The organism is Photobacterium sp. GB-56 (assembly GCF_003026105.1).
In the GTDB taxonomy this organism is placed as follows: domain Bacteria; phylum Pseudomonadota; class Gammaproteobacteria; order Enterobacterales; family Vibrionaceae; genus Photobacterium.
The window spans coordinates 266,401-289,974 of record NZ_PYNW01000002.1; the positions used below are offsets into that span (position 1 = coordinate 266,401).

Consider the following 23,574-nt stretch of genomic DNA (forward strand, 5'->3'; position numbering starts at 1 on the left):
CCGTTAAAAGCATAAAATTAACTTTAAATATTAGTAAAGAACTATACGCTATTGTAGCTTATGTTTTAAAGGAATTTTCAGGTATTCCATTTTTAATGTTATAAACACTCAAGAGGAAAAGTGTATCTTGCTGATTTTATAGTTTATTTTGACTTTTAAGAGTGGGTTTGTTGAGTGTGCTTGAACAGCGTGATTAGGTTGAATGAGTAAAAGGTATAAGTGTTATTTGTCGTTATGGGAGAGCGGTTTATTTTAAAAACGTTATGAAGTTGCTGTTTGGGATGGGATTTAAAAAAACAATAGGTGTGATTGTTATCGTGTGAAAGACGGCAATAATGCAGTATTGTGTCATTCATGTATTTTATTTAACGTAAATAAAAAAGCACATGCAACCCGAATGGTTTACATGTGCTTTAAACGTTATTGGATTTATTTTATCGCTTATGCACTTTTATGGTTTTGTGCGTAAACGTGAGTTGCGATAGCATCCATTAGTGCTGGAGATAGGCAATCGTATGGCTTAAGGCCTAGTTCGTTTAAACGCGCACGGATTGCATCCATATCTTTTGGATCAGTACCCGTTTCGATGATAGAAGAAACAAATGCTGCAAATTCAGGAGCAGACCAACCTTCGTCAGTTGATAGTTCAGTGTGAACAAAGTCTAAACCGTGGAATGGGTGGTTAGTATCTTCGATACGGCCGTACATGTGAACACCACATTCTTTACAAGCGTGACGTTTGATTGCTGCATTTTGGTCAACGACAACGAGTTTGTCTGCATTTGCAATCACTTCAACGTTGTCACGAGAAATAACAGCGATTTGAGAGAAAACTGCGCCTTCAGGCTTCCAGCATTTAGAACAACCACAAGCGTGGTTATGTGCTGTTTGACCAGAAAGTTTAACTCGAACTGTATTTGTGTCACATTTACAGCTTAATACGCCACCAACAAAGTTTTCTTTAGTTGCAATAAAGCCATTATCAATTGATGGGTGTAATTTAATAGACATAAAGATGCTCTTATATTATTTATAATTAAATGTAGAGTTAGAGTGTTATTTTTAGTTTTCTATTCGTTAATTAAATATTAATTAACGAATAGAAGTATTCTAAAGTTTAATTAGATTTAAACAATCTGTTTTACAGTAAATGATTATTACTGATTAGAAACAATAAAATTAAATTATTACTTGTTTTGCTGTGCAATATGGGTAGCAATGGCATCCATTAAGTCTGGAGATAGACAATCGTAAGATTCCATACCTAGTTCTTCAATGCGAGCACGGATAGCAGCCATGTCTTTTAAATCTGTGCCTGTTTCAATGATTGAAGAAACAAAAGCAGCAAATGTTGGTGCAGACCAGCCTTGTGTTGGCGATAGTTCAGTATGGACAAAATCTAAGCCGTAGAATGGGTGGTTAGTATCTTTAATACGGCCATACATATGAACACCACAGTCTTTACACGCAAAACGCTTAATCACAGCAGTGTCATCAACAACTTTTAGTTTATCTGCATTTGCTGTTACTGTTACTTTGTCGCGAGGAATAACAGCAACTTGTGAAAATAGCGCGTCTTTAGGTTTCCAACATTTAGAACAACCACAAATATGGTTATGCGCTGTTTGTGACTCTAAATTAACAACAACTTTATTATGTCGGCAATGACACTGTAATTTACCGCCATTTAACGTGTTATTAGTTGGATTAATACCACGATTAACAGCTGGGTGGATATTAATAATAGTCGGTTTGTTTTTACGATTAAAAATTTTAGCGAATAGATTTAGCATTATTAGACTTATTTAATTTTGGTGTACGGATTCACTATTTACGAAAATAGTAAGATGTTGGATATTTATAATTTAATTCAGAGAGATTAATAACGGTCAATATAGTCGTTATATTGACCGTCATAGTAGAAGGCAATTTACAGATTAAATACCGTTTGGCTTAAATACCGCTTTTAGACGTTTAGCAATCATTAAACGTGAAACGGTGAACATACCTGTCACTGTACGTTGGTGCAGGCGGAAGATCGTATCGTATAAACGACGGATCAAGCGACCTTGTAGTACCATTTTACCTTCCATCTTTGAGCCTGGTGCAAATGAACCGACTGCAAAATGGTGACCAACAGCAACAACCATGCCGCCATCTTTAAATTCGAAGTCAGTCAATGGTTTACCACGTAGCATACCGCCTAAGCTTTTCGCTAGGTGTACTGCTGCACGGTTAGCCGCTTGTGCTTTAGGTGGAACAAAGCTGCCATCAGCCTGAGGGATTGATGCACAATCACCTAAAGAGAAGATGCTGTCATCAACGGTTGTTGTTAAATTAGCATTCACCTGAATTTGGTTCATACGGTTATAACTTAAACCGCCAATACCGTTTAGCCAATCCGGTGCTTTAACACCCGCAGCCCAGAACTGTACGTCAGCATCTAACTTACGGTTATCAACTGTTAGCATACCTTTTTCAGTGACTTCACGAATACGTGTATCAAGAAGAACATTTACGTTATTACGCTCAAGCTCTTTTTGTACTTTTTCTGACATTTTTTCAGGGCTATTTGGTAATACACGACCTGCAGCTTCAATCAAGTTGATATGCAGTGGGGCACCATTATAGCGTTGAAGTTTGTGGCTAACACGAGCAAGCTCTGCTGCAAGCTCAACACCAGTCGCGCCAGCGCCAACAATATTTACTGAGCGATCTTCACTTGCACGAAGGATCTGGCTAACTTGATGCCATGCTTGACGCGCTTGGCTTGCTGAATCTAGGAATAAGCAATGATCTTTTGCACCAGTGGTATTAAAGTCATTACTTACCGCACCAATCGCAATAACAAGGTAATCGTATTTTAAAGCCGCTTCTGTACCATCAGGACGACGAACAGAAAGCATTTTATTATCACGATCAATATCTGTCATCGCGGCTTGGTAATGTTGATAGCCATGACGTGCACCATGGGTGAAATAACAAACTGTATCTAAGTCGCTATCAAAAGTACCTGCTGCAATTTCATGCAAGCGAGGTTTCCAGAAGTGATGCGTTTCTGGTTCTACAAGAATAATTTCATCTTCTTTACGTACGGTTTTTGCTAATAGAGTTGATAACTCTAAGCCTGCGGCACCGCCACCTACAATAACGATTCGTGACATACGAATTCCTCAAAGGCACCCCGGGCTTCATTCCACAGGGGATGGTTTGACCATCATTAAATTAATGAGCTAATCCGTTGCTACTCTATTTTTTGTGAGTATGCCTATATGGAATGGCATGCTCTATCATTTATAAGATCAATTTCTTTGATATAAGACAATGAAATTCACCAAAATTCAAGTTTTGTGAGATAAAGCAGGATTTTTTTTTCAAAACCGTACTTTTCTTCGATGGAAGGTATTATATTTATTTCAGATAAGATAACAATGATCATAAACGTCAAATTACTTTTACTGACAGGTAATAATCAGATGCCTTAATGGTATCTTTTGTTGCTGTTGTACACATTCTGAGTGTTTTGTTAATAAAAATTACATCCCACTCAAATAAAAACGTCATAAAGACATGCGACATTCCTTCTGGTTTGACCAGTTATTATATTTAAAGGAATAGGTATGTCGTTATCACGTCGAGGATTTGTAAAAGCGCTATCATCAGCAGCGATGGTTACTTCGCTTACAGGATGTAATAGTAATGATCAACAGCAACAAAAATCGAAAATTAAGGTTGGCTTTAATCACGGCGTTGCGAGTGGTGATCCTTTACAACATGCCGTTATTATTTGGACGCGTATTACGACAGAAGCACGCTCAATTGACGTTCAATGGCAGGTTGCGACTGATGAGAAATTTATGCAGATTGTTGCGTCAGGCGAGGTGACGACCGATAGCGTAAAAGATTTTACAGTAAAGGTAGATGTTAACGGTCTACAACCTAATCAACATTATTATTATCGTTTTGAAGCCAATGATACGTTAAGTCCTATAGGGCAGACTCAAACTTTAGCAGAAGGTGAATTAGATAAAGCGTCTATTGCTGTCGTGTCATGTTCTAATTTTCCTGCTGGTTACTTTAATGTGTATCGAGAAATAGTTAAGCAGCACCAAATGTCACCTATCAATGCAGTACTACATTTAGGCGATTATATTTATGAATATGGGGCTGGGCAGTATGCCACTGAAGATGCACAACGTTTAAATCGCATTCCAAGTAAAGAGTCTGAATGCCTTACTTTAGATGATTATCGCAAACGTTATGCGCAATACCGTAGCGACAGTGATCTTCAAGCGTTACATGCGGCATTACCAATGATCGCTATTTGGGATGATCATGAAATAGCCAATGATACATGGCGAGAAGGTGCTGAGAATCATCAACAGCAAGAAGGTGCTGAGAATCATCAACAGCAAGAAGGTGACTTTGCTCAACGTCGAGCTGCAGCTGCTCTAGCTTGGCTAGAATGGTTACCCGTTAGAGAAAATCCTGTTTCTTCTATGATCACCTATCGAGACTTTAGCTTTGGTGATTTGTTTGACTTATATATGTTAGATACCCGCGTTGTCGCGCGTGATGAACCGCTTGACTACTTTTCACTGGCTGATACATCGATTGAATCTATCTCTGGGTTAATTCAACAGGCACGCGCTCCTGAACGCAAGTTACTCGGCAATGATCAAAAGCAATGGCTCAGTGAGCGTATGACAACGAATACGGCAAAATGGTCATTGTTAGGCCAACAAGTGTTAATGGGTAAGATTGAAATGCCAAGTAGTGTCATGATGGGGTTGTTTCAATTATTTCAGGCAAGTGATGCAAACAAGTCAGCTGCGATGATCGCGGTACAGAATGCAATTAATACCTATTTAGCTGATCCAAGTTCAGACCCATATTTACTTCCATATAATTTAGATGCTTGGGACGGGTTTTATATGGAGCGTGAATGGTTATACGGCATGACGACAACGTTAAATAAACAACTTATCACGCTAGCAGGCGATAGCCACAATGCTTGGTGTAGTGAATTAAGTGATCATAAAGGAAATGGGGTGGGGATTGAGTTTGCAACAAGCTCGGTAACCTCTCCCGGATTAGAAAAATATTTAGGGTTAGATTTGCAAACTATTGGGCAGATGGAATTTATCCTACCTCAATTAGTTTCAGATCTTCAATGGGTTAATTTAAAACAACGTGGTTTTATTCGTTTAGATCTTGATCATCAGCAAGTGCTTTCAACGTGGCACTTTGTTTCGACGGTAAAAGAGAAAGAGTACCAAGTAGACACTCAGAAGCTGGTGACCCAAAATGGATTAATGGTCAGCTAAACCTATTTATAATTAACAATGAATAACCTGATGAATTGCCGTTTGGTGAATGAGTTAGGATTTTTATTTGCTATTAATAAGAAAGAAATTACCGTTTCATTACCGAGTGATCCTACACAAACTGGTATTCGATCTGAGTGATCTTAGGTGGTACGAAAAGTAGCAGATAAAAGAAAAGGAGCGTTAATAAACGCTCCTTTTGTCATTAAGAAATGCCTAATCTTTTCAATGTTTATTTCTCAGTTACATGGATCGCAGTTTGCAGATCTTCAGGGTGAAGATCTGCGCGATCAAATTCTTGTGAGGCGGGCATACGAAGGTGGAAATCTTTAAATATTTCAACTTCAACATTACCTTCTGTGAGAATAAAGTCACTCACATGACCACCTTGAGTACGATCATCACTAATAAAGTGAAAGTGGAACCCCGGCACATTAATACCAATCATATAGTCTGGTATTTTAAAACCAATCATCACACCTGAAACATGCGTCATTTCAGCAATAGGTTGATGTTTAACAACTTCAACCATAGGTGGATATGGACGGTGCTGAGCCGGCACTGTACGTGTTTTAACATACGAGAACTTGCCTGTTAAACGGATGGCATTAATCGCGTTGTGAGCGAGTAGATCTTGCTCTAAGCACGTTTCAAATTCTTTTTTACTTAGTTCAATTAAACTCAGTTTTGCTTTTGGCTCAAAGTTAACAACCGAAGCAAATGGTGTGGTGATATCGTGATCAACAAGATGAACATCGCCTGTGCTTGTAAGTTGGTAAACGTCATCACCCATTACAATCATTTCACCGTCAAGATCGTTAAAGGTACCAATGCCAAAGTTACCATGATCTAATAACTGACCAATTGTGAAATCACCTTGATATAAGCCTGCAATTAATGCACTCATCATTGAGGTTTGGTAGAACGTTTTGTTATGTGTTTCGGCACTCATGTGATGCTCCTATTAATCTTGTTGGCATGGATGAAGTTGATCAAGTAGGCGACTGTTATCGCTATAATCAACATTGACGTTAACCAATACTGGGCCACTTAAGTTCATAGCTTTTCGCATAACAGGCTCAATATCATCGGCAGTATTGATCGCTAAACCATGTGCGCCGAAACTTTCTGCGTACTTAACAATATCAGGACCTATAAAGCTGACAGCACTCTCTCGACCATACTTTTTAAGCTGTTGGATCTTAACCATGTCATAACTGTGATCAGTCCAAACAAAGTGAACGATATTACATTTATGACGCACGGCCGTGGCTAATTCCATTGATGAGAATAGGAAGCCACCATCACCAGACATGGAAATGACTTTTTCATTAGGGTGAAGAAGGGAAGCTGCAATTGCCCAAGGTAAAGCGACGCCCAATGTTTGTTGACCATTACTGAACAATAAACGACGAGGTTCAAAGCTGTGGAAGTAACGTGCCATCCAAATATAGATTGAGCCTACATCACAACATACAGTGGTGTCGTCACTGACAAAGCGACGTAAATCATGAACAAAACGAAGTGGGTGAACGCCGTTTGATGAGGTTTTATTTATCCCCATCTGCATAATATGTTGTAAATCGTGGCGTAATAATTGGATTTGTTGGTTACTTTCTAAGGATTCTCGCTTATCTAATTCAGAAGCAATAGACGTAACAGACACCGCTAAGTCACCCACAACTTCACAAACAGGGTTATAGCTAATTTCTAAATCTGCTTGTTGATAACCAATATGAATAATTGGTGTGTTTGCATCTTTATTCCAAAGAATCGGATCGTATTCAATTGGGCTGTAGCCAATGGTAATGATTAAATCTGCACTGTTTAATGCAATATCACCGGGTTGATTTTTAAATAAGCCAACACGACCTAAAAAGCAGTTGTATAAATCATGAGAAATAACCCCAGCTGCGGCAAACGTATTCACAACGGCAATTGGTGTTTGTTTGAGTAGTTGGCGAATGGCATCAGTAACAAAAGGCTGGCTTGCATCCATGCCCAGTAATAACACCGGATTTTTTGCAGCATTAATGCGATCAGCAGCCTGACGAATAGCTTGTGGGTGTGCACCACCGAACAAAATTGGATTAGGCTGTTGTACTGGCTGGTAAGGAATACGGTTAGTTAGAATATCTTGCGGTAGACTAACAAAGCTAGCACCTTGGGTAGGTTGCTCTGCAATACGAAAAGCTTTATGTACAACATCAGATACCGAGCCGCTATCCATCACTTCTGCTGAAAATTTGGTGATAGGAGTAAACAGTGAACGGGTATCCATGGATTGGTGAGTATTGTGAGAATACATCGAAAGCGGTACAGCACCTGCAAGTGCAACCACAGGATCACCTTCACTGTTCGCTGTTGCAACGCCTGTGACAAGGTTTGATGCGCCCGGGCCAGAGGTCGCTAAACAAATGCCTGCTTTACCCGTTAAACGCCCTGTTGCTGCTGCCATAAACGCTGCATTTTGTTCATGATGACAAATAATGATTTCAGGTCCGTTATCACAAACAGCATCGAAAACAGCATCCACCTTTGCACCTGGAATACCAAAAATGTGTGGAATGTTATGTGCATTTAAAGTTTCAACAACCAGTTCAGCACCAGAGACGGTTTTATCCGACATATAAGCCTCAAAATTATATTTATTAAGTTAATAGGCTCAGGACATTGTTCGTGAATTCGAATTTTATGTGATGAGTGGCACAATTCTATACATTCATCATACAAATCAAATAACTGAAAATGAAAGTTAAATTCTCAATTTACAGATAAATAAGGGGAGGGGGAATTTACGATGTAATAAAAATGCCAGCCTTCATATTAGAAAAGACCGGCATTTTAAGGGAGGAATGGCAATGACAACGATTAAATCATGATGCCTGCAATTAACGCTGATAGAAAACTAACGAGCGTTGAACCGTAAAGCAAACGTAAACCAAAACGTGCCACCATATTACCTTTTTCTTCGTTCACCCCTTTTACAGCACCAGCAATAATACCGATAGAGCTAAAGTTAGCGAATGACACAAGGAAGATAGAAACAATACCTACGGTGTGCGGTGTTAATTCACTTACTTGTTTTTGTAGTGACAGCATTGCTACAAATTCGTTAGCAACAAGCTTGGTTGCCATAATACTACCTGCTTGTAGGGCTTCATGAGCAGGGATACCCATGATCCATGCAAATGGATAGAAAGCGTAGCCAATAACATCTTGGAAGCTAATACCGAATGCAGCATCAAAGCCGGCATTAATCATTGAAATTAGCGCGATAAAACCAATCAGCATTGCCGCTACAATAACCGCGACTTTAAAACCAGTAAGAATATATTCTCCTAACATTTCAAAGAACGTCAGTTTCTCACCACTTTCAGCCGCCATCATCTCATCAATATTCATCTCTGCTTCGTGGTCATATGGGTTAATGATAGAGAGAATAATGAAGGTACTAAACATGTTTAGAAACAAGGCAGCCACGACGTATTTAGGATCGATTAGCTTCATGTAAGAACCGACAATAGACATCGATACGGTTGACATGGCTGTTGCCGCTAACGTGTACATGCGACGCTCAGACATTCTACCGAGAATATCTTTATAGGTGATGAAGTTTTCAGATTGACCGACCATTAAGGCACTAATAGCGTTAAAGGATTCAAGTTTACCCATGCCATTAACTTTTGATAATAAATATCCAAGGCCTTTTATGACATATGGCAAAACTTTGATGTGCTGAAGAATACCAATCAGTGCTGAAATGAATACGATTGGCATTAGAACACTTAAGAAGAAGTTAAAGCCATCATTGTTAGATAGGTTACCAAAGACGAAATTTGTCCCTTCTGCGGCAAAATTGAGTAATCCATTAAATCCATCAGCAAACTCTTTAACGATCCCTGTACCCATTGAGGAGTTAAGCAAGAAGTAGGCTAATCCCATTTCAATAAGCAGTAGCTGAATAATATATCTGTACTTGATGTTTTTACGGTTATTACTTGCAACAAGTGCTAGGGCTGCGATAACGATTAACCCTAAAACGAAATGTAGATAGACCATGTTTGGTTGCTCTCAGTGTGATTCTTATCAAGATATATACTTATGTTTAAATATTTCTTTCTCTCTAAAAGTGACTTAAGTCTCACTTTTTGGTCGCGTAATTTTCTGTCACTATTACGTGCTTAGATCAATGACGATTGCGGCAAACGATTGCAGTTCGAAAGAGCCCTGTCATTACTGGGTTGTCGTTATACGCTCATATAACTGTATCATCAACATGCCAAATGAGCATAACTGTGAACTGAATCTCACCTGTAATATGATTGAAAAATACTTTTTAGTGGTTTTGGAATATCGCAGTAGTCCAATCGGTAAAAACACGATGATTGAATAGGCAATTGTAGTCTCTGTGTATATCAAATGTTATTTTTTATTATGTTTAATAAATATGGAAAATAATATTTTAGATAAATAAATTTCAGAATTTTTTAAATATGATTCAATGCTGCACTTAATGTTCATTTGTCTTACAAAATGAAATATTATATTCGTGATAATTTAGTGGAATAGAAACGATGAAAAAATCCTCTAAAAATCGTAAGCTATGGTACTTCCATCGACACGATCAGCGTAATGAAACAAGATTGAATAAAAGCTTAAAGGCTAAGTAATGCATGTATGGCTAACTTACGTTGATCGTCTAAACGAAAGGCGGCTCAACGTAAGTAAGTATACTTACTCAAGAATGGTAGGGACATTAAACCGGTAAGGTGGAACAAAAGGTCGGACACCTTTCTGGCGGTATTTTTTTAAACGCATTAATTGTTTATAGACAATGTAATAACGATTTATATTTGTAACGTAGACAACAGGTTGTTTGCCTATATATCTCCTGGTAATAATTTCAACATTATTAAACCATATATCAGGGTTATAGCCTTTTTCCTTTGCATAACGTCGCATTTTTCTAATATTGCCAGGTCCTGCATTATAAGAGGCGAGTGTCATATACATTCTATTATCATAGGTTAGACTGCTATCATCTAAGTAATTATTTTGGATATAGCGCATATACTTTATACCCGCATGAACATTATTACTTGCTATATAAATGTTAGGAATATTTATATATCGATCTCTTGCTGTACTTGGTAGTACTTGCATGATGCCAACGGCACCTTTATTGGAGACTTTATGCTGATTAAGCCCTGATTCTTGGAAACCCTGAGCCATCATCATTAAATAATCAAAATCATATTCCGTAGAATATTTAAAAAACAGATCAGAAAGTTTTTCCATTTTATCCATATTACTATGGTTCAATAGGTTTGTTATCCAGCCTTGATTATTTAAATACTTGTTATAAATAACATTTCCTAATAATGACCCTGATTTTATTTGTTCAATATACCTATTAACTAATTTCATTAATTTAGGGCTATCTTTTCTCATTGCCCAGGCTATTTCAGCATTTTTCCTTAAAACGAAAGCAGAATTCATGCGTAATTTTGGTAATATCTTGTTCCATATTTTCATCTTATGATCATCTAAAACGGTCATATTCATCAACCCGAGATTAACCATTTCCAACAACTCATAATCTTGCAGTGTTTCTTCTAAAAAATGGATCTTCATTGGCGCTAGGCGTTGGAGTAATAGACGATTATTGACTTCAAGTAGGCTTTGATAGTAGCTCGAACTTTTTCTTACCCAGATATCTTGATCGCTGAGTTGCTCTATTTTTGTAATTTCAGGTGAATCAATATTATTAATAATAACTTCTGAAATATTGGTAAGTACAGGCTCACTAAAGGCGGCTTGCTTTTTGCGCTGTTCAGTAATGGTTAAATTAGCGACGGCAAGATCACCATATCCAGTAATTAAGAATTTGATGAGTTGATCTCGATGTACAGGGATCACTTGAATATTGAGTTTTGGATAAGTTTTATGAATATCTAACTCAAAGTGGTGAAGTAATTCAGCGATAATGCCTTTTGGAAGACCATCTTCAATATAGTAAAAACCTAAGTCAGCCGAAACTAATACTCTTAGCACCCTTTTTTTTTCAAGGACGCTAAGATCGCCAGTGTAAGTTGGGCCTGTGAGCGGGGACAGTGCTAAGCCTAAAGCTGTACTAGAAGTAAGGAATAAAGCCAGATATACCCATAAAGGTAATAACAGCCTTTTTAGTTGGTTGTTCATAGAAAACTAAAGCCTTTTGATTTAGCTTGATCCTGAATGGTTAAAATAATCGCATTTCCCAAATCATCCTTAGCCTTTGTGTTCTCATTTTTCGATTGTTTTATGAAGTGTTTTCGTTTTTGCTCTAACGTTGATATCTGTTGTTGCAGCTGTACTCTTTGTGCGATTTGTTGTTTAAGCTTTTCGGTGATTTGTTGGTCATTTAATCCATGATAGTGCTGTTGATCTTTTTTCGCGAACGCTACACCTTGTTCTAAATTTTGTTGGGCAAGCGAAATCAAATCCCAATCTTGTGTTTTATACTGCTTTCCTGCTTTGGCAATACTGCGCTCTGTGCTACTAGATTTAGAAAGGCTTGATGCATTCATATCTTGAGCGATTTGCTGGCTTTTCTTACTTGCCCCTTTTGTACCATAACCGATGTAAGTGTCATTAATTTTACGACCCAGTTGGATGATATCATCGTCGTAAGGGGTCTCAATATGAGGGGCTTTCTTCTTATGGTCGATATTCAAATATTTGCCATGACTCAGCAGTGCAGGTGTTGCCCACTGTAATTTACGTCCTTTTAAATGGGGGCCGCAATATAAGGTGTTGATGATGATATCTTTACTGACTGCTAGAGGAATAGCATGGCTAATCGGAATATCACCTTGTTGAAACTCTTCATTACCTGCAATGATGATTAAACGAAGATCGTCTTGATGGGGGCTCCACTGTAAACGGTTTGTTGCCTCTTGAATTACTTGTGGCGCATATTCTTTACTCCCTCCAATCTTTATTGCAAATAGTGCTTCTGAAAATTGGTCAAGATCTGAGGTGAGTGGTGAGAGTAAACGTAAATAACCATCATATTTTGATTGATGTTCAACACCATATTCAAACAATGCAACTTGTAAAGTAACAGGGCGATCATGTTTATTGGCTGTTGCGATGGCATTAATGATTGACCAGATCTGCTCTCTTGCCTGATTAATTAATCCCCCCATAGAGCCACTAGCATCGAGTAAGATCGCGACTTGAATTGTGGGGCCTGTACGAGTAAAAGGTATGGGCGTGTTATTATTATTTGTTTGTTCTGGTTGTAAAATCTCAGGCAATACGAGTGCTGGTGGCTTTTTATCACTGCTACTGTAGGTAGGAATAGAGACCACCAGAAGAAAACTGAGCATTAATAGTCGTATCAGCATAATATCTCGCATATCAATATATTAAGTGCTAAATGTCAGCGTACACTAAAAACTAATTCTCTAAGTATGGTTGGTAAGTGCTATTTGTGCCGAGTTTGAGGCAATATTTGTGGTTTCCAATAACAAGCTAATGGTAATAAAAACATGCTAAGTCATCACGCATTTTAAATTTAATAGGTTAGTGTCAGTGGCGGATATATTTAAAAAAAACATCTATCTGATGGTAGTGTTACTCGGTTTATCAGGTTGTAGTTCAGCGTCTACGTATTCAGTACGTAAGCCTTTAGACATTGATGTGCTGGCAAATTTGCCTGAAGTTTTAAATGAATCATCAGGTTTGGCGATTATTAATGGGCATGTATGGTCACATAATGACAGCGGCAGCCGAAATCAGATTTATCAACTGTCTTCTAATTTTCAAACAGTCACAAAAACGGTGACGGTTCAACGCAGTAAAAATTATGATTGGGAAGATTTAGCGCAGAGTAAACGCTATTTATACATTGGTGATACAGGAAATAACTCAACACGGCGTGATGGAGGTGTGATTTATAAAGTACCACTCACCTCGCTTGAAAAAGGCTCGTCAGTCACGCCTGTTTCAACTATTCGATACCGTTTTAAAGATTTTAAACCGGGTAAAACGTATCAACATAATTTCGATAGTGAAGCGATAACAGTTGTGGGTGATCAATTATGGCTATTTAGCAAAAACTGGCAAAATGAGCATACCAAGCTATACCGACTCAGTACGACTCAATCTAGCCAGACGGTCTCACCGGTTGGGGATTATTTAACAGAAGGACTCATTACGAGTGCTGATTATAACGCCAAGACCTCAACACTTGCGTTATTAGGCTATCGTAAAGACATCTTTTTAGGTTATTCCTTTATTTGGTTAGTCAAAGTGAAAAACAATCAATTGGATTGGTCAACGTCTAAATATAAGCGTTTAAGAATTTATTCACAGTGGGAAGCTGTGCATTGGTATAAGGATAATAAACTCTTAATTACCAGTGAGAAGAACCCATTAACTAAAGCAATGATAGCAACGGTAGATGTGTCATCTTTGATCAATGCAAGTGAATAACCCTGCAACATCTGCTAGTATCTGCCAAAACTTAGCTGTGATCCCCATGAAGGGGCAGCCTACTAAACTGGAAAAACTGTGACTAATAACGATATTTTACGCCGTGTACGCTACATCTTTGATTTAAATGATAGCCAACTAATTGAAATCTTTGCACAAGCAGATGCAACTGTAACTCGTGAGCAAGTATGTAACTGGTTAAAGCCAGAAGACAATGACGATTACAAAAGCTGTTCAGATGAAGAATTTGCAACGTTTCTTAACGGCTTTATCAATCAAAAGCGTGGCAAGAAAGAAGGTCCACAACCAGTACCAGAGCAAAAGCTAACGAATAATATTATTTTCCGTAAGCTGCAAATTGCCTTAAATCTAAAAGCAGATGATGTATTAGATTTGTTTAAGCTGGTGGATTTCCGTTTAAGTAAGCATGAATTAAGTGCGTTTTTCCGTAAGCTTGATCATAAACACTACCGTGAGTGTAAAGATCAGGTGCTACGTAACTTTTTACAAGCATTACAGATCAACCTTCGTGGTGATGAATCTGCGACGGTTGAAGCCGAATAATCGTGTTGTTTTTATAGATATAACACAATAAATCGAAAGTGATAAAAAGCAGCGTTGGCTGCTTTTTTTTACATCTGTAATATCAGGTTGCATGTGATTTTTATTAGAAAGAGTAAAATTAATAGAAATTAAATTTAAGGAAAACGGCCAATGGCGCATTCACATGAACACCATGTTTCAAATTACAACTCCGCCTTTGCAATAGGGATTGTACTAAACCTTCTTTATGTCATTGTAGAAGCGACTTATGGTTTTATTACTGATTCTTTAGCATTACTAGCCGATGCAGGGCATAACCTTAGCGATGTTGTTACTTTGGTCTTGGCATGGGGAGCTTTTGCATTAGCAAAAAAAGCGGCAACTGAGCAGCGAACCTATGGGTTCCGTAAAGTGACAATATTAGCTTCATTAACAAGTGCGTTATTATTATTGTTTGCGCTTGGAGCAATTGCATGGGAAGCGGTTCTACGATTTTCTGACCCCCGTCCAGTGGCTGGTACCACGGTGATGGTGGTGGCTTTTATTGGTGTGATCATCAATGCTGCGACAGCGATGTTATTTGCCAAAGGACAAAAGCATGATTTAAATATGAAAGGGGCTTTCCTTCATATGGCGGGTGATGCCGCAGTCTCTCTTGGTGTGATTATTACCGCTTTGATTATAAATATTACTGGGTGGGATTGGTTAGATCCTGCGATGAGCTTAGCGATTGTCGTGATAATTTTAATCGGTACGTGGAGCTTACTAAAAGACTCAATCAATTATTCATTAGATGCGGTGCCGAACAACGTTGATATATCAGCATTAAAAACCTATTTAGCAGAGTTGCCGCATGTTAATACTTTCCATGATTTACATGTTTGGCCGATGAGTACTACTGAAAATGCCATGACAGTTCACCTTGTTGTTGATGAGTATGTTGAGGGGCAAGGTTTACCTGATGAAATTAAACATTATGTTCATGATCACTTTGAAATTGAACATGTGACAGTACAAATTGAGGCATCATCTTACGCATGTGATAGTAAGCATCAACATTGCGGTATACAGCAGTAGTTTATTAGATTAAAGATTTAAACGTTTTTTAGTTAAAGCATTTTAGGCAGCTCTACTTCAATAAGCACTTTTTATTATTAGCTTGTGACCAATAAATTCTAGCACTACGATCTCTGACAATTTTATAGCAATGTCTATCGATTTCTTTGTAAATAAATTGAATGTTCGGGCTTGAAATAAGTAGGCCATCAGTGCCGTATTTATTATGGAAATCAATTGAGTAATCGAGGTGATGTAATGAAGGTGCAGCATGTAAGGCGGATGAGAAAAATAAGCTGATAACGAAAATCTTCATCATAACCAGTCCTTGTTTTTATGGTAATAAAAAGAGCCGCTTAATAAGTTATAGCAGATATATTCATGTGTTGTTTATATTTAGAAAAAGAGTGGCCGCAATAATTATTAATTTAATTAACGAGTTAACGGCATAACCATTTTTTATTGGTGCGGCTATTTCTCACGATGATGATGACGTTGAAATATTAATGACACGGACAGACAATGCATTTTATAAGAGTAAGAAAAAGGCCGAATTTGTTTATCTATCTCGCTTTAAACAGACATAAAGATAGTTATGAACTGACGGATAGGATTAAATTTACTTAAATTAAGCTAACGTTTATTCACCATAGTGATTTTTCTTGATAACCTGTGCTTATTGTAAGTCGTCCATCTTGTTTGGACACTATATTACTGAGAAGGTAATCTCGTTGGAACATTTTGTTTGGGATGTAAACCCCGTTATGGTGTCAATCTTCGGCTTGAAGATTCATTGGTATGGTGTGTTATTTGCGTTAGCAATTACTGCTGGTTTCCAAGTTATGAAGTCAGTGTATGAACGTGAAGATAAGCCGGTAGAAAGTTTAGATTCATTATTAATGTACGCCGTCGTTGGTATTATTGTTGGCGCGCGTTTATTTCATGTAGTGTTCTACGATCCAGACTATTACTGGGCGAACCCTGGCCAGATTATTGCGGTATGGAACGGTGGGTTAGCGAGTCACGGTGGTGGTTTAGGTGTTATTCTAGCCGTCTACTTCTATACTAAGCGCTACAAAATTAACTTCATGTGGTTACTTGATCGTTTAGCCATCGCAACAGCATTGTTCGGCTTCTTTGTTCGTACGGGTAATTTCTTTAATTCAGAGATTCTAGGTACACCGAGTAATCTTCCATGGGCAGTTATTTTTGAGCGTGTTGATATGATCCCGCGTCACCCTGTCATGTTGTACGAAGGGTTTTCTTATTTAGCCATCTTTGTTTTATTGTTTGCGCTTTACCGTAAAACAGATATTGGAAAGTATAAGGGGCTACTACTAGGCTGGTTCTTAGTATTAGTGATGACAGTACGTTTCTTATTAGAATTTATTAAAGTCCATCAGGCTGATTATTCTACAGATTTGGTGCTTAATACAGGTCAACTGTTAAGTATTCCATTTATTATTGCTGGTATTATCTTGGTGATTCGAGGTCAAAAAGCACGTCGATTAGCGCGAGAATCACAAGGTTAAAAACTATAGTTTGTATAGATATTAAAAAGCCGATCTCATGATCGGCTTTTTTTTGCTGGTAATTGATAATGCAACACTAAAGTAATTAGTGGAACGGATACCAAAATAAGCTGGTGGATTCAACGCGGTGGAAAATACCAAAACCAAGTATTGCTACAATAATGACTAAAGCAATGAAATCATTTTTAGTCATTGGTTTTAAACTGTACCAAGTACGCTTTTTATTGCGACCAAACCCCCGTAAAGTCATTGCATTGGAAATGACATCTGCACGATCTAGGCTTGAAAAAATTAATGGGCCAAGAATCTTTGCTACATTACGGATACGTATCATCACGGGTGCATTTTTTGATATATCCACACCACGTGCTTGTTGAGCATGCATAATGTTGGTGAAGTCTTTCATCACTTCTGGTAGATAACGTAAAGTTAAGCTCACAGCATAAGCAACACGATAAGGTACACCTAGTTTATTTAAACTAGCGGAAAATTCTGTTGGATGAGTGGTGAACACAAACACCAATGCGATCGGGAACATGCTGAAATATTTTAGTGTCACTGTTAACAAGTAAAACAATGTTTCAAGCGTAATATCGTAATGACCAAAGAGATGGATCAGAACGGTTTTACTGTGCATATAATCGGTGCCTTGCTGCGGCGCAATCAAGAACATAAATAATGCGTTCATCAGTAAAACGACAGCTGTACCCATAAGTAACGGTTTATAAACCTTAAAAGGTATTTTGGTTTCTTTAAGTAAGAACAGACCTAAAATAATCAATCCACAAATAACACGTAGATCGAACGTCAATAATACCATGGTAACCCAAGCCATAAAGAGAATGAGTTTAGTAATACCGTTTAGCGAGTGTAGCCATGAATGGGTATTAATATAACTAATACCAAATTTGAATTTATTGGTTTTCATGATTATTTCGTTTTTGCTTCGTGCTCAATAAAACAACGGATGAAGTTGTCGATACGTGTAATGCCCATAGCCTCAGCTAAAGTGTAAAGGCTTGTCACTGTTAAGTTAGCTTTATCAAGTAGGGTTGGCTGGCTAAATATACGGTAGACACTGTCATCTGCTAGCAATTGGCTGTCAGCAATAACAATGGCGCGCTGTGTGTATTCCAGTACTAAATGCATATCATGCGAGATAATAATGATGGTAATACCAAGCTTTTCATTAAGCTCTTTAATGAATGCCATCATTGCGGTGTAGTGGTGGTAGTCTTGTCCTGCTGTTGGCTCGTCAAGGATCAACAGTTCAGGCTCTAACACAAGCATAGTCGCAATAGTTACACGTTTCTTTTGGCCAAAACTCAGTGCATCAATCGGCCATTCACGGTAACGACCTAAGCCACAGAGCTCAAGCATGTGATTAACTTTGTCTTTTACTGTATTTTCGTCAACACCACGGTTACGAAGCCCAGATGCGACTTCATCGAAAATCATGTGGTGTGAAATCATATGATTGGGGTTTTGTAATACCACGCCAATTTTATGGCTGCGTTCAAAGATAGAACAACTGGCGAGATCATTACCGTTTAACGAAATAGTACCGCTATCTTGCTCCAATACTCCCATGATTAAACGGGTGATGGTTGACTTGCCCGAACCATTTTTTCCCATAATAGAGACAAATTCACCTTTATGGACATTAAAGCTAACATTATTAAGGGTGTTTTTTACGCCATCATAGGAGTAAGACAAGTTTTTCACGCTCAATAATACTTCGCTAAGCTCAGGCTTTTGTACTGGCGCCACCTGATGAAACCATTGCTCTAGTTGTGGCTTAAATTTATCTAGCGAAAGGGTAGAGAAATAAGCGGGGTGATCGTCTTTTGAAAGTGTACACCCCGCCGCTTTAATAGCAGAAATATACAAAGGTTCACGAATACCGTGCTGCTCAAGCACCGTACTTGCTAATAATTCGTCAGGCGTCATATCTGCGACAATTTCACCACGATTCATCATAATGATGCGATCAACAGGACGATGGAGAACATCTTCTAAACGGTGTTCAATGATAATCACTGTTTTGCCTGTATCTTTATGCAGGTTATCAATGATTTCTATTGCTGCTTTGCCTGTTTTAGGGTCAAGACTTGCTAAAGGTTCATCAAATAACAGGATATCAACATCATCAACCATAACGCCAGCAAGTGACACTCGTTGTTTTTGACCACCACTTAAATCAAATGGTGAGTGATCAATGATTGCGTTCAAATCAATCATGTCAGCCGTTGCTTGAACAATATCGTGCATCTTTTTTTGTGGGATCATTTGATTTTCAAGCGCAAAAGCAATGTCTTCGCCGACACTTAACCCTACAAACTGACCATCAGTATCTTGCAATACTGTACCAACCATACTTGTACAGTAGTCGAGGCCCATTTTTTGAGTATCTTGCTGATTAATAGTGAGTGTACCTGAACAATCACCTTTGATTGCATATGGAATGAGACCATTAAGACATTGTCCCAATGTTGATTTACCACTACCACTAGGGCCAACAATCACGACTTTCTCACCAGCGTTAATGGTGAGATTGATATTTTTTAATGTTGGCTTTTCAAGTGCCCAATATTTAAATGAAAAATCAGTAAATTGAATAGCCATGCTTAATATGCCTCTTTGAGGTTGTAGCTTTGCTGTTTACGTTTAGCAACAGATGTCAAAATAAAGTGTCCGACAACGGCAATTAACGTTGTGTTACCTGCCGCAATAATGACAAGTTGCGCTAAGACTTTGGCAAAAGGTTCGGCATAGAGAATAGAGTCTAAAAAGGCAGAGCAGCCATAACCAATCACATTACCTAAGAATGCGAGTACTACAAATAGAGTGAAATCAAGTTTAGAAAAAAGGCCTTTTTCCAAGCGTTCGCGGGTGAGTTTAGGATATAAGCCAATGATCATACCAACGATTCCAGAGCCTAAAACCCAAGTGAACCAAACTCCCCATCCGGCAAACAGATCTGTTACCCAGTGGCCGATAAAACCAACAAGAAAGCCAACTAATGGGCCAAATAGAACAGCGAATAGTGCCAGTACAGCCATAGCTGGCTTTAAAGTTGTGTTTGCAAAAACAGGAATACCAAACATAGGTAACCCCCCAATGCCGTAAAGTGCAGCACCGATAGCAATCAGAACAACAGTTTTGGCTGAAAGACTCATAACTAAACCTTGTAAACTCTTGATAATTATTCAACGAATATTGAACAACACATATAAAAACTGGATTCGCGTATGCTTTATGGTTAAGTAAATGTCACCGGTTCAGCAGCCATGCCAAAGTTGGTGATAATCAATAGCAAGTTATGCTAAATGTTGTCACTCAACGCGAATAATCCATTATAAAACAAGAGCGGTGTCGGCCTAATTTCTGAGTTCGAGATATCGAAAAAAGAGTAGAACCAAAAGCGGCGCACATAATACTCTATTAAGTAAGCGATGGGAATGCTTTACATCTAGACGTCTAAAGAATGAACGACTTTATTTAAATAAATATTCAAAACTAAAATTTAGTCAGTATTTGCTGTTATTTTATTCAATGTTTCAATACGTTATAGAGTAGATAAAACGCGATTTTTACAATGTGTTCGTTGTTTGTATAGGTTATGGATCTTGATGTAAAAACTGGAGTCATAGAGATTTAAGAGGTTGATGTACATTCGTTATTGGTGTTTTTTTGCGCTTATTTTTCTATTCGAGTTAAAAAAAATCACATAATCAATTACACTCAATGGAGTGGAGAGAGCAAAAGTCATTTCGAAATTAGCATTAGTTCTAAATTTTATAAATCATAAATGATGTAACAAACTGTTATTTGATTGATAATTATAACTAATTGGAAATATTATATTTTCCGCTTTATTTTTTTTTCCAAATAGGAAATAATCAATGTGCACACTTTATTTTGAAGCGTGTAATAAAACAACTTATTGTCAAGCTTTAACTTAATACTAAACTTTGCTCTGATACACAGAATCAGCAATTGGCGAAGTGTTAAGTTAAGGTAGAATTATGTAGTAGCTATCCTGCCATTCTGGCTGGGTGCAGAGCCAAATCATTGGAGATACAGCTTGATTAATGTATTCCTTGTAGATGATCACGAACTGGTTCGCACAGGGATTAGACGTCTTCTTGAAGATGTCCGTGGTATTAAAGTGGTAGGAGAAGCCATCAGTGGTGAGGAAGCCGTAAAATGGTGCCGTAGCAATCATGCCGACATTATTCTTATGGATATGAATATGCCTGGTATTGGTGGACTTGAAGCAACCCGTAAGATTTTACGATTCAATCCCGATGTAAAAATTATTGTTTTAACAATTCATACCGAAAACCCATTTCCAACAAAAGTCATGCAAGCCGGTGCTGCGGGCTACTTAACGAAGGGAGCGGGACCTGATGAAATGGTTAATGCGATAAGAATGGTAAATAGTGGCCAGCGTTACATTTCACCTGAAATTGCGCAGCAGATGGCGTTAAGCCAATTTGCTTCAAATTCTGAGAATCCTTTTAAAGAGCTTTCTGAGCGCGAACTTCAGATAATGATGATGATAACGAAAGGACAAAAGGTAACAGATATTTCGGAGCAATTAAATTTGAGTCCGAAAACCGTTAATAGCTATCGCTATCGTTTGTTTAACAAACTGGATATTAGTGGTGATGTTGAATTAACGCATCTTGCCATTCGACATGGAATGCTTGATACAGAGACGTTATAGTGTCAGATGTTCCAAACGAAAAAAGTTTTGATCCTCAAGCTTTTCTGAAAACAGTAACACACCAGCCAGGCGTCTATCGTATGTATGACGCTACTGGTGTGGTTATTTATGTCGGTAAAGCAAAAGATTTAAAAAAACGTCTCTCTAGTTATTTTCGAACTAATGTTGCGGGTGAAAAAACACGTGCTTTAGTTAAAAATATCTGCAATGTGGATGTGACGGTAACCCATACTGAAACTGAAGCACTTATCCTTGAACATAACTATATCAAGCAGTATTTACCTAAATATAATGTATTACTGCGTGATGATAAGTCTTATCCTTATATTCTTCTAAGTGCAAGCAAGCATCCGCGCTTGTCGATTCACCGTGGTGTTAAGCGTCGCAAAGGTGAATACTTTGGCCCATATCCTGATGCAGGTGCAGTACGCGAAAGCTTGCATCTTATGCAAAGAATCTTTCCGGTTCGTCAGTGTGAAGACTCAGTATATGCTAATCGAAGTCGTCCATGTTTGATGTATCAAATTGGGCGTTGCTCTGGGCCATGTGTCGAAGGGTTGATCAGCGATGATGACTATCAACAGCAAGTGCAATTGGTACGATTATTTTTACAGGGTAAAGATCGCCAAGTGATTAGCATTATGGTTGAGAAAATGGAGCAAGCAAGCCAAGCGTTAGAGTTTGAGCAAGCGGCACGATATCGCGATCAAATCCAAGCACTAAGGCGTATTCAAGAGCAGCAGTTTGTAAGCCAAGACAATGAAGATGATATTGATGTCATTGGTATTGCGCACAGTAATGGGCTTGCATGTATCCATGGTTTATATATTCGTCAAGGTAAGATCTTAGGTAGTCGCAGTTATTTTCCTAAAGTGCCAATTGATGCAACGTTAACAGAAATTCTCTCAGGGTTTGTTACTCAATACTATTTCAACCAAGTTGAAGGTCGAGTGATCCCGAGTGTCATTTTATTAAGTGAAACACTGGGAGAAGAAGGTGAAACTATTGCTAAAGCGTTAACGGAAATGGCTGGGCGTACTATCATTTTTAAATACAATCCACGAGGAACTCGTGCTCAGTATTTAAAATTGGCAAAGACGAATGCAGAAACCGCACTGACAAGCAAAATTAATCACCGTTTAACGATACAAGAGCGTTTCTTTGCTCTGCAACAAGCTTTAAACTTAAAGCCGATTTCACGTATGGAATGTTTTGATATTAGCCATACTATGGGTGAAAAAACGGTTGCCTCATGTGTTGTATTCAATCAGGAAGGGCCATTAAAGCAAGAGTATCGTCGTTATAATATAACGGGTATTACGGGTGGTGATGATTACGCAGCAATGGCACAAGTTTTGGAGCGTCGTTACAGCAAAAATATGGAATTAGATAAAATTCCAGACATAATTTTCATAGATGGCGGTAGAGGTCAGTTATCAACAGCGTATGATGTAGTGAAGCCGTATATTGCTGATTGGCCAAAACGACCTTTGTTTGTCGGTGTGGCAAAAGGTACGACACGTAAGCCTGGTTTAGAAACGCTCATCTTTGTTACAGGCGAAGAGTTTTCTATGCCAAGTGATTCACCAGCGTTGCATTTGATCCAGCATATTCGTGATGAAAGCCATAACCATGCTATTAGTGGTCACCGCGCCCAACGTGCAAAAGTTCGTAAGCGTAGTAGCCTTGAAGATGTAGAAGGTATTGGGCCTAAACGACGTCAAGCGTTGCTCAAATATATGGGTGGTATGCAAGAACTGAAGAAAGCAAGTAAAGAAGAAATTGCTAAAGTACCTGGTATTAGTCCAGCTTTAGCAGAAAAAATAGTCGATGCATTGCAACATAATTAGTTCGCTGCACTTTTTTGGTTTAATTTACTGATAAATTCGCACCTAAGCAG

The 23,574-nt window shown here is 38.2% G+C and carries 19 protein-coding genes; 7 read left to right on the plus strand and 12 right to left on the minus strand.

Annotated elements, in window-relative coordinates; all coding sequences use genetic code 11:
• Positions 1 to 441: 441 nt before the first annotated feature.
• The 3 genes from gfa (C9J42_RS03910) to C9J42_RS03920 form a co-directional block, all read right to left on the minus strand.
• Positions 442 to 1,011: an S-(hydroxymethyl)glutathione synthase gene (gene gfa, locus C9J42_RS03910; protein WP_105059970.1), complete on the minus strand. Its 570-nt coding sequence runs from the start codon at positions 1,009 to 1,011 to the stop codon at positions 442 to 444.
• Positions 1,012 to 1,187: 176 nt separating this feature from the next.
• Entirely contained in the window at positions 1,188 to 1,793 is a 606-nt protein-coding gene (gene gfa, locus C9J42_RS03915) for an S-(hydroxymethyl)glutathione synthase (RefSeq protein ID WP_107301664.1), read from the minus strand.
• A 144-nt stretch (positions 1,794 to 1,937) separates the two neighbouring features.
• Entirely contained in the window at positions 1,938 to 3,164 is a 1,227-nt protein-coding gene (locus tag C9J42_RS03920; protein WP_107301665.1) for an NAD(P)/FAD-dependent oxidoreductase, read from the minus strand.
• 456 nt (positions 3,165 to 3,620) lie between these two features.
• Between C9J42_RS03920 and C9J42_RS03925 the strand changes: the two genes are divergently transcribed.
• The gene (locus tag C9J42_RS03925; protein ID WP_107301666.1) at positions 3,621 to 5,327 is read left to right on the plus strand and encodes an alkaline phosphatase; all 1,707 of its coding nucleotides are present in this window, start codon (positions 3,621 to 3,623) and stop codon (positions 5,325 to 5,327) included.
• Positions 5,328 to 5,559: 232 nt separating this feature from the next.
• Here the strand turns inward: C9J42_RS03925 and budA are convergent, their stop codons facing one another.
• From budA to C9J42_RS03955, 5 genes are all read right to left on the minus strand, one after another.
• Entirely contained in the window at positions 5,560 to 6,279 is a 720-nt protein-coding gene (gene budA, locus C9J42_RS03930) for an acetolactate decarboxylase (RefSeq protein WP_107206325.1), read from the minus strand.
• 12 nt (positions 6,280 to 6,291) lie between these two features.
• Positions 6,292 to 7,956, minus strand: a complete 1,665-nt coding sequence (gene alsS, locus C9J42_RS03935) for an acetolactate synthase AlsS (RefSeq protein ID WP_107287099.1) — start codon at positions 7,954 to 7,956, stop codon at positions 6,292 to 6,294.
• A gap of 242 nt (positions 7,957 to 8,198) precedes the next feature.
• Positions 8,199 to 9,389 (minus strand): NupC/NupG family nucleoside CNT transporter, encoded by a 1,191-nt coding sequence (locus C9J42_RS03940; protein WP_105059977.1) that lies wholly within the window; start codon positions 9,387 to 9,389, stop codon positions 8,199 to 8,201.
• A gap of 675 nt (positions 9,390 to 10,064) precedes the next feature.
• Positions 10,065 to 11,531, minus strand: coding sequence for a lytic transglycosylase F (locus C9J42_RS03950; protein WP_107301668.1), 1,467 nt, complete (start codon positions 11,529 to 11,531; stop codon positions 10,065 to 10,067).
• Positions 11,528 to 12,721, minus strand: coding sequence for a VWA domain-containing protein (locus C9J42_RS03955; RefSeq protein ID WP_107301669.1), 1,194 nt, complete (start codon positions 12,719 to 12,721; stop codon positions 11,528 to 11,530). The genes C9J42_RS03950 and C9J42_RS03955 overlap by 4 nt, the downstream gene beginning before the upstream one ends.
• A gap of 187 nt (positions 12,722 to 12,908) precedes the next feature.
• Between C9J42_RS03955 and C9J42_RS03960 the strand changes: the two genes are divergently transcribed.
• The 3 genes from C9J42_RS03960 (at position 12,909) to C9J42_RS03970 (ending at position 15,431) form a co-directional block, all read left to right on the plus strand.
• Positions 12,909 to 13,811: a hypothetical protein gene (locus tag C9J42_RS03960; protein ID WP_233220721.1), complete on the plus strand. Its 903-nt coding sequence runs from the start codon at positions 12,909 to 12,911 to the stop codon at positions 13,809 to 13,811.
• A gap of 78 nt (positions 13,812 to 13,889) precedes the next feature.
• Complete coding sequence (locus tag C9J42_RS03965) at positions 13,890 to 14,375, plus strand: DUF1456 family protein (protein WP_105059980.1); 486 nt, start codon at positions 13,890 to 13,892, stop codon at positions 14,373 to 14,375.
• A 150-nt stretch (positions 14,376 to 14,525) separates the two neighbouring features.
• The gene (locus C9J42_RS03970) at positions 14,526 to 15,431 is read left to right on the plus strand and encodes a cation diffusion facilitator family transporter (RefSeq protein ID WP_107287096.1); all 906 of its coding nucleotides are present in this window, start codon (positions 14,526 to 14,528) and stop codon (positions 15,429 to 15,431) included.
• A 52-nt stretch (positions 15,432 to 15,483) separates the two neighbouring features.
• Here the strand turns inward: C9J42_RS03970 and C9J42_RS03975 are convergent, their stop codons facing one another.
• Complete coding sequence (locus C9J42_RS03975) at positions 15,484 to 15,729, minus strand: hypothetical protein (protein WP_107206331.1); 246 nt, start codon at positions 15,727 to 15,729, stop codon at positions 15,484 to 15,486.
• A 412-nt stretch (positions 15,730 to 16,141) separates the two neighbouring features.
• On the opposite strand from C9J42_RS03975, the gene lgt reads away from it, so the two are divergent.
• Positions 16,142 to 16,942 carry a prolipoprotein diacylglyceryl transferase gene (gene lgt, locus C9J42_RS03980; RefSeq protein WP_107292121.1) on the plus strand — a complete coding sequence of 267 codons (801 nt, stop codon included), beginning with the start codon at positions 16,142 to 16,144 and terminating at the stop codon, positions 16,940 to 16,942.
• An 85-nt stretch (positions 16,943 to 17,027) separates the two neighbouring features.
• Here the strand turns inward: lgt and C9J42_RS03985 are convergent, their stop codons facing one another.
• The 3 genes from C9J42_RS03985 to C9J42_RS03995 are packed head-to-tail and all read right to left on the minus strand — an operon-like array spanning position 17,028 to position 20,121.
• Positions 17,028 to 17,870, minus strand: coding sequence for an energy-coupling factor transporter transmembrane protein EcfT (locus tag C9J42_RS03985; RefSeq protein WP_107292120.1), 843 nt, complete (start codon positions 17,868 to 17,870; stop codon positions 17,028 to 17,030).
• Positions 17,871 to 17,872: 2 nt separating this feature from the next.
• On the minus strand, positions 17,873 to 19,567 hold the full coding sequence (locus tag C9J42_RS03990; RefSeq protein ID WP_107301670.1) for an ABC transporter ATP-binding protein: 1,695 nt from the start codon (positions 19,565 to 19,567) through the stop codon (positions 17,873 to 17,875).
• 2 nt (positions 19,568 to 19,569) lie between these two features.
• Positions 19,570 to 20,121: an ECF-type riboflavin transporter substrate-binding protein gene (locus C9J42_RS03995; protein WP_005368393.1), complete on the minus strand. Its 552-nt coding sequence runs from the start codon at positions 20,119 to 20,121 to the stop codon at positions 19,570 to 19,572.
• Positions 20,122 to 21,029: 908 nt separating this feature from the next.
• Between C9J42_RS03995 and uvrY the strand changes: the two genes are divergently transcribed.
• Together uvrY and uvrC are read left to right on the plus strand one after the other, a co-directional pair.
• Complete coding sequence (gene uvrY / locus C9J42_RS04000) at positions 21,030 to 21,674, plus strand: UvrY/SirA/GacA family response regulator transcription factor (RefSeq protein WP_005368391.1); 645 nt, start codon at positions 21,030 to 21,032, stop codon at positions 21,672 to 21,674.
• On the plus strand, positions 21,674 to 23,524 hold the full coding sequence (gene uvrC, locus C9J42_RS04005; protein WP_107206335.1) for an excinuclease ABC subunit UvrC: 1,851 nt from the start codon (positions 21,674 to 21,676) through the stop codon (positions 23,522 to 23,524). The genes uvrY and uvrC overlap by 1 nt, the downstream gene beginning before the upstream one ends.
• Positions 23,525 to 23,574 lie beyond the last annotated feature (50 nt).

Bases quoted from the DNA above. Each gene is read 5' to 3' on its own strand.
- C9J42_RS03940 (WP_105059977.1), bottom strand. From the start codon at position 9,389: ATGGTCTATCTACATTTCGTTTTAGGGTTAATCGTTATCGCAGCCCTA.
- C9J42_RS03955 (WP_107301669.1), bottom strand. From the start codon at position 12,721: ATGCTGATACGACTATTAATGCTCAGTTTTCTTCTGGTGGTCTCTATT.
- gfa (WP_107301664.1), bottom strand. From the start codon at position 1,793: ATGCTAAATCTATTCGCTAAAATTTTTAATCGTAAAAACAAACCGACT.
- alsS (WP_107287099.1), bottom strand. From the start codon at position 7,956: ATGTCGGATAAAACCGTCTCTGGTGCTGAACTGGTTGTTGAAACTTTA.
- budA (WP_107206325.1), bottom strand. From the start codon at position 6,279: ATGAGTGCCGAAACACATAACAAAACGTTCTACCAAACCTCAATGATG.
- C9J42_RS03920 (WP_107301665.1), bottom strand. From the start codon at position 3,164: ATGTCACGAATCGTTATTGTAGGTGGCGGTGCCGCAGGCTTAGAGTTA.
- C9J42_RS03950 (WP_107301668.1), bottom strand. From the start codon at position 11,531: ATGAACAACCAACTAAAAAGGCTGTTATTACCTTTATGGGTATATCTG.
- C9J42_RS03990 (WP_107301670.1), bottom strand. From the start codon at position 19,567: ATGGCTATTCAATTTACTGATTTTTCATTTAAATATTGGGCACTTGAA.
- C9J42_RS03925 (WP_107301666.1), top strand. From the start codon at position 3,621: ATGTCGTTATCACGTCGAGGATTTGTAAAAGCGCTATCATCAGCAGCG.
- gfa (WP_105059970.1), bottom strand. From the start codon at position 1,011: ATGTCTATTAAATTACACCCATCAATTGATAATGGCTTTATTGCAACT.
- C9J42_RS03970 (WP_107287096.1), top strand. From the start codon at position 14,526: ATGGCGCATTCACATGAACACCATGTTTCAAATTACAACTCCGCCTTT.
- C9J42_RS03995 (WP_005368393.1), bottom strand. From the start codon at position 20,121: ATGAGTCTTTCAGCCAAAACTGTTGTTCTGATTGCTATCGGTGCTGCA.
- C9J42_RS03975 (WP_107206331.1), bottom strand. From the start codon at position 15,729: ATGATGAAGATTTTCGTTATCAGCTTATTTTTCTCATCCGCCTTACAT.
- C9J42_RS03985 (WP_107292120.1), bottom strand. From the start codon at position 17,870: ATGAAAACCAATAAATTCAAATTTGGTATTAGTTATATTAATACCCAT.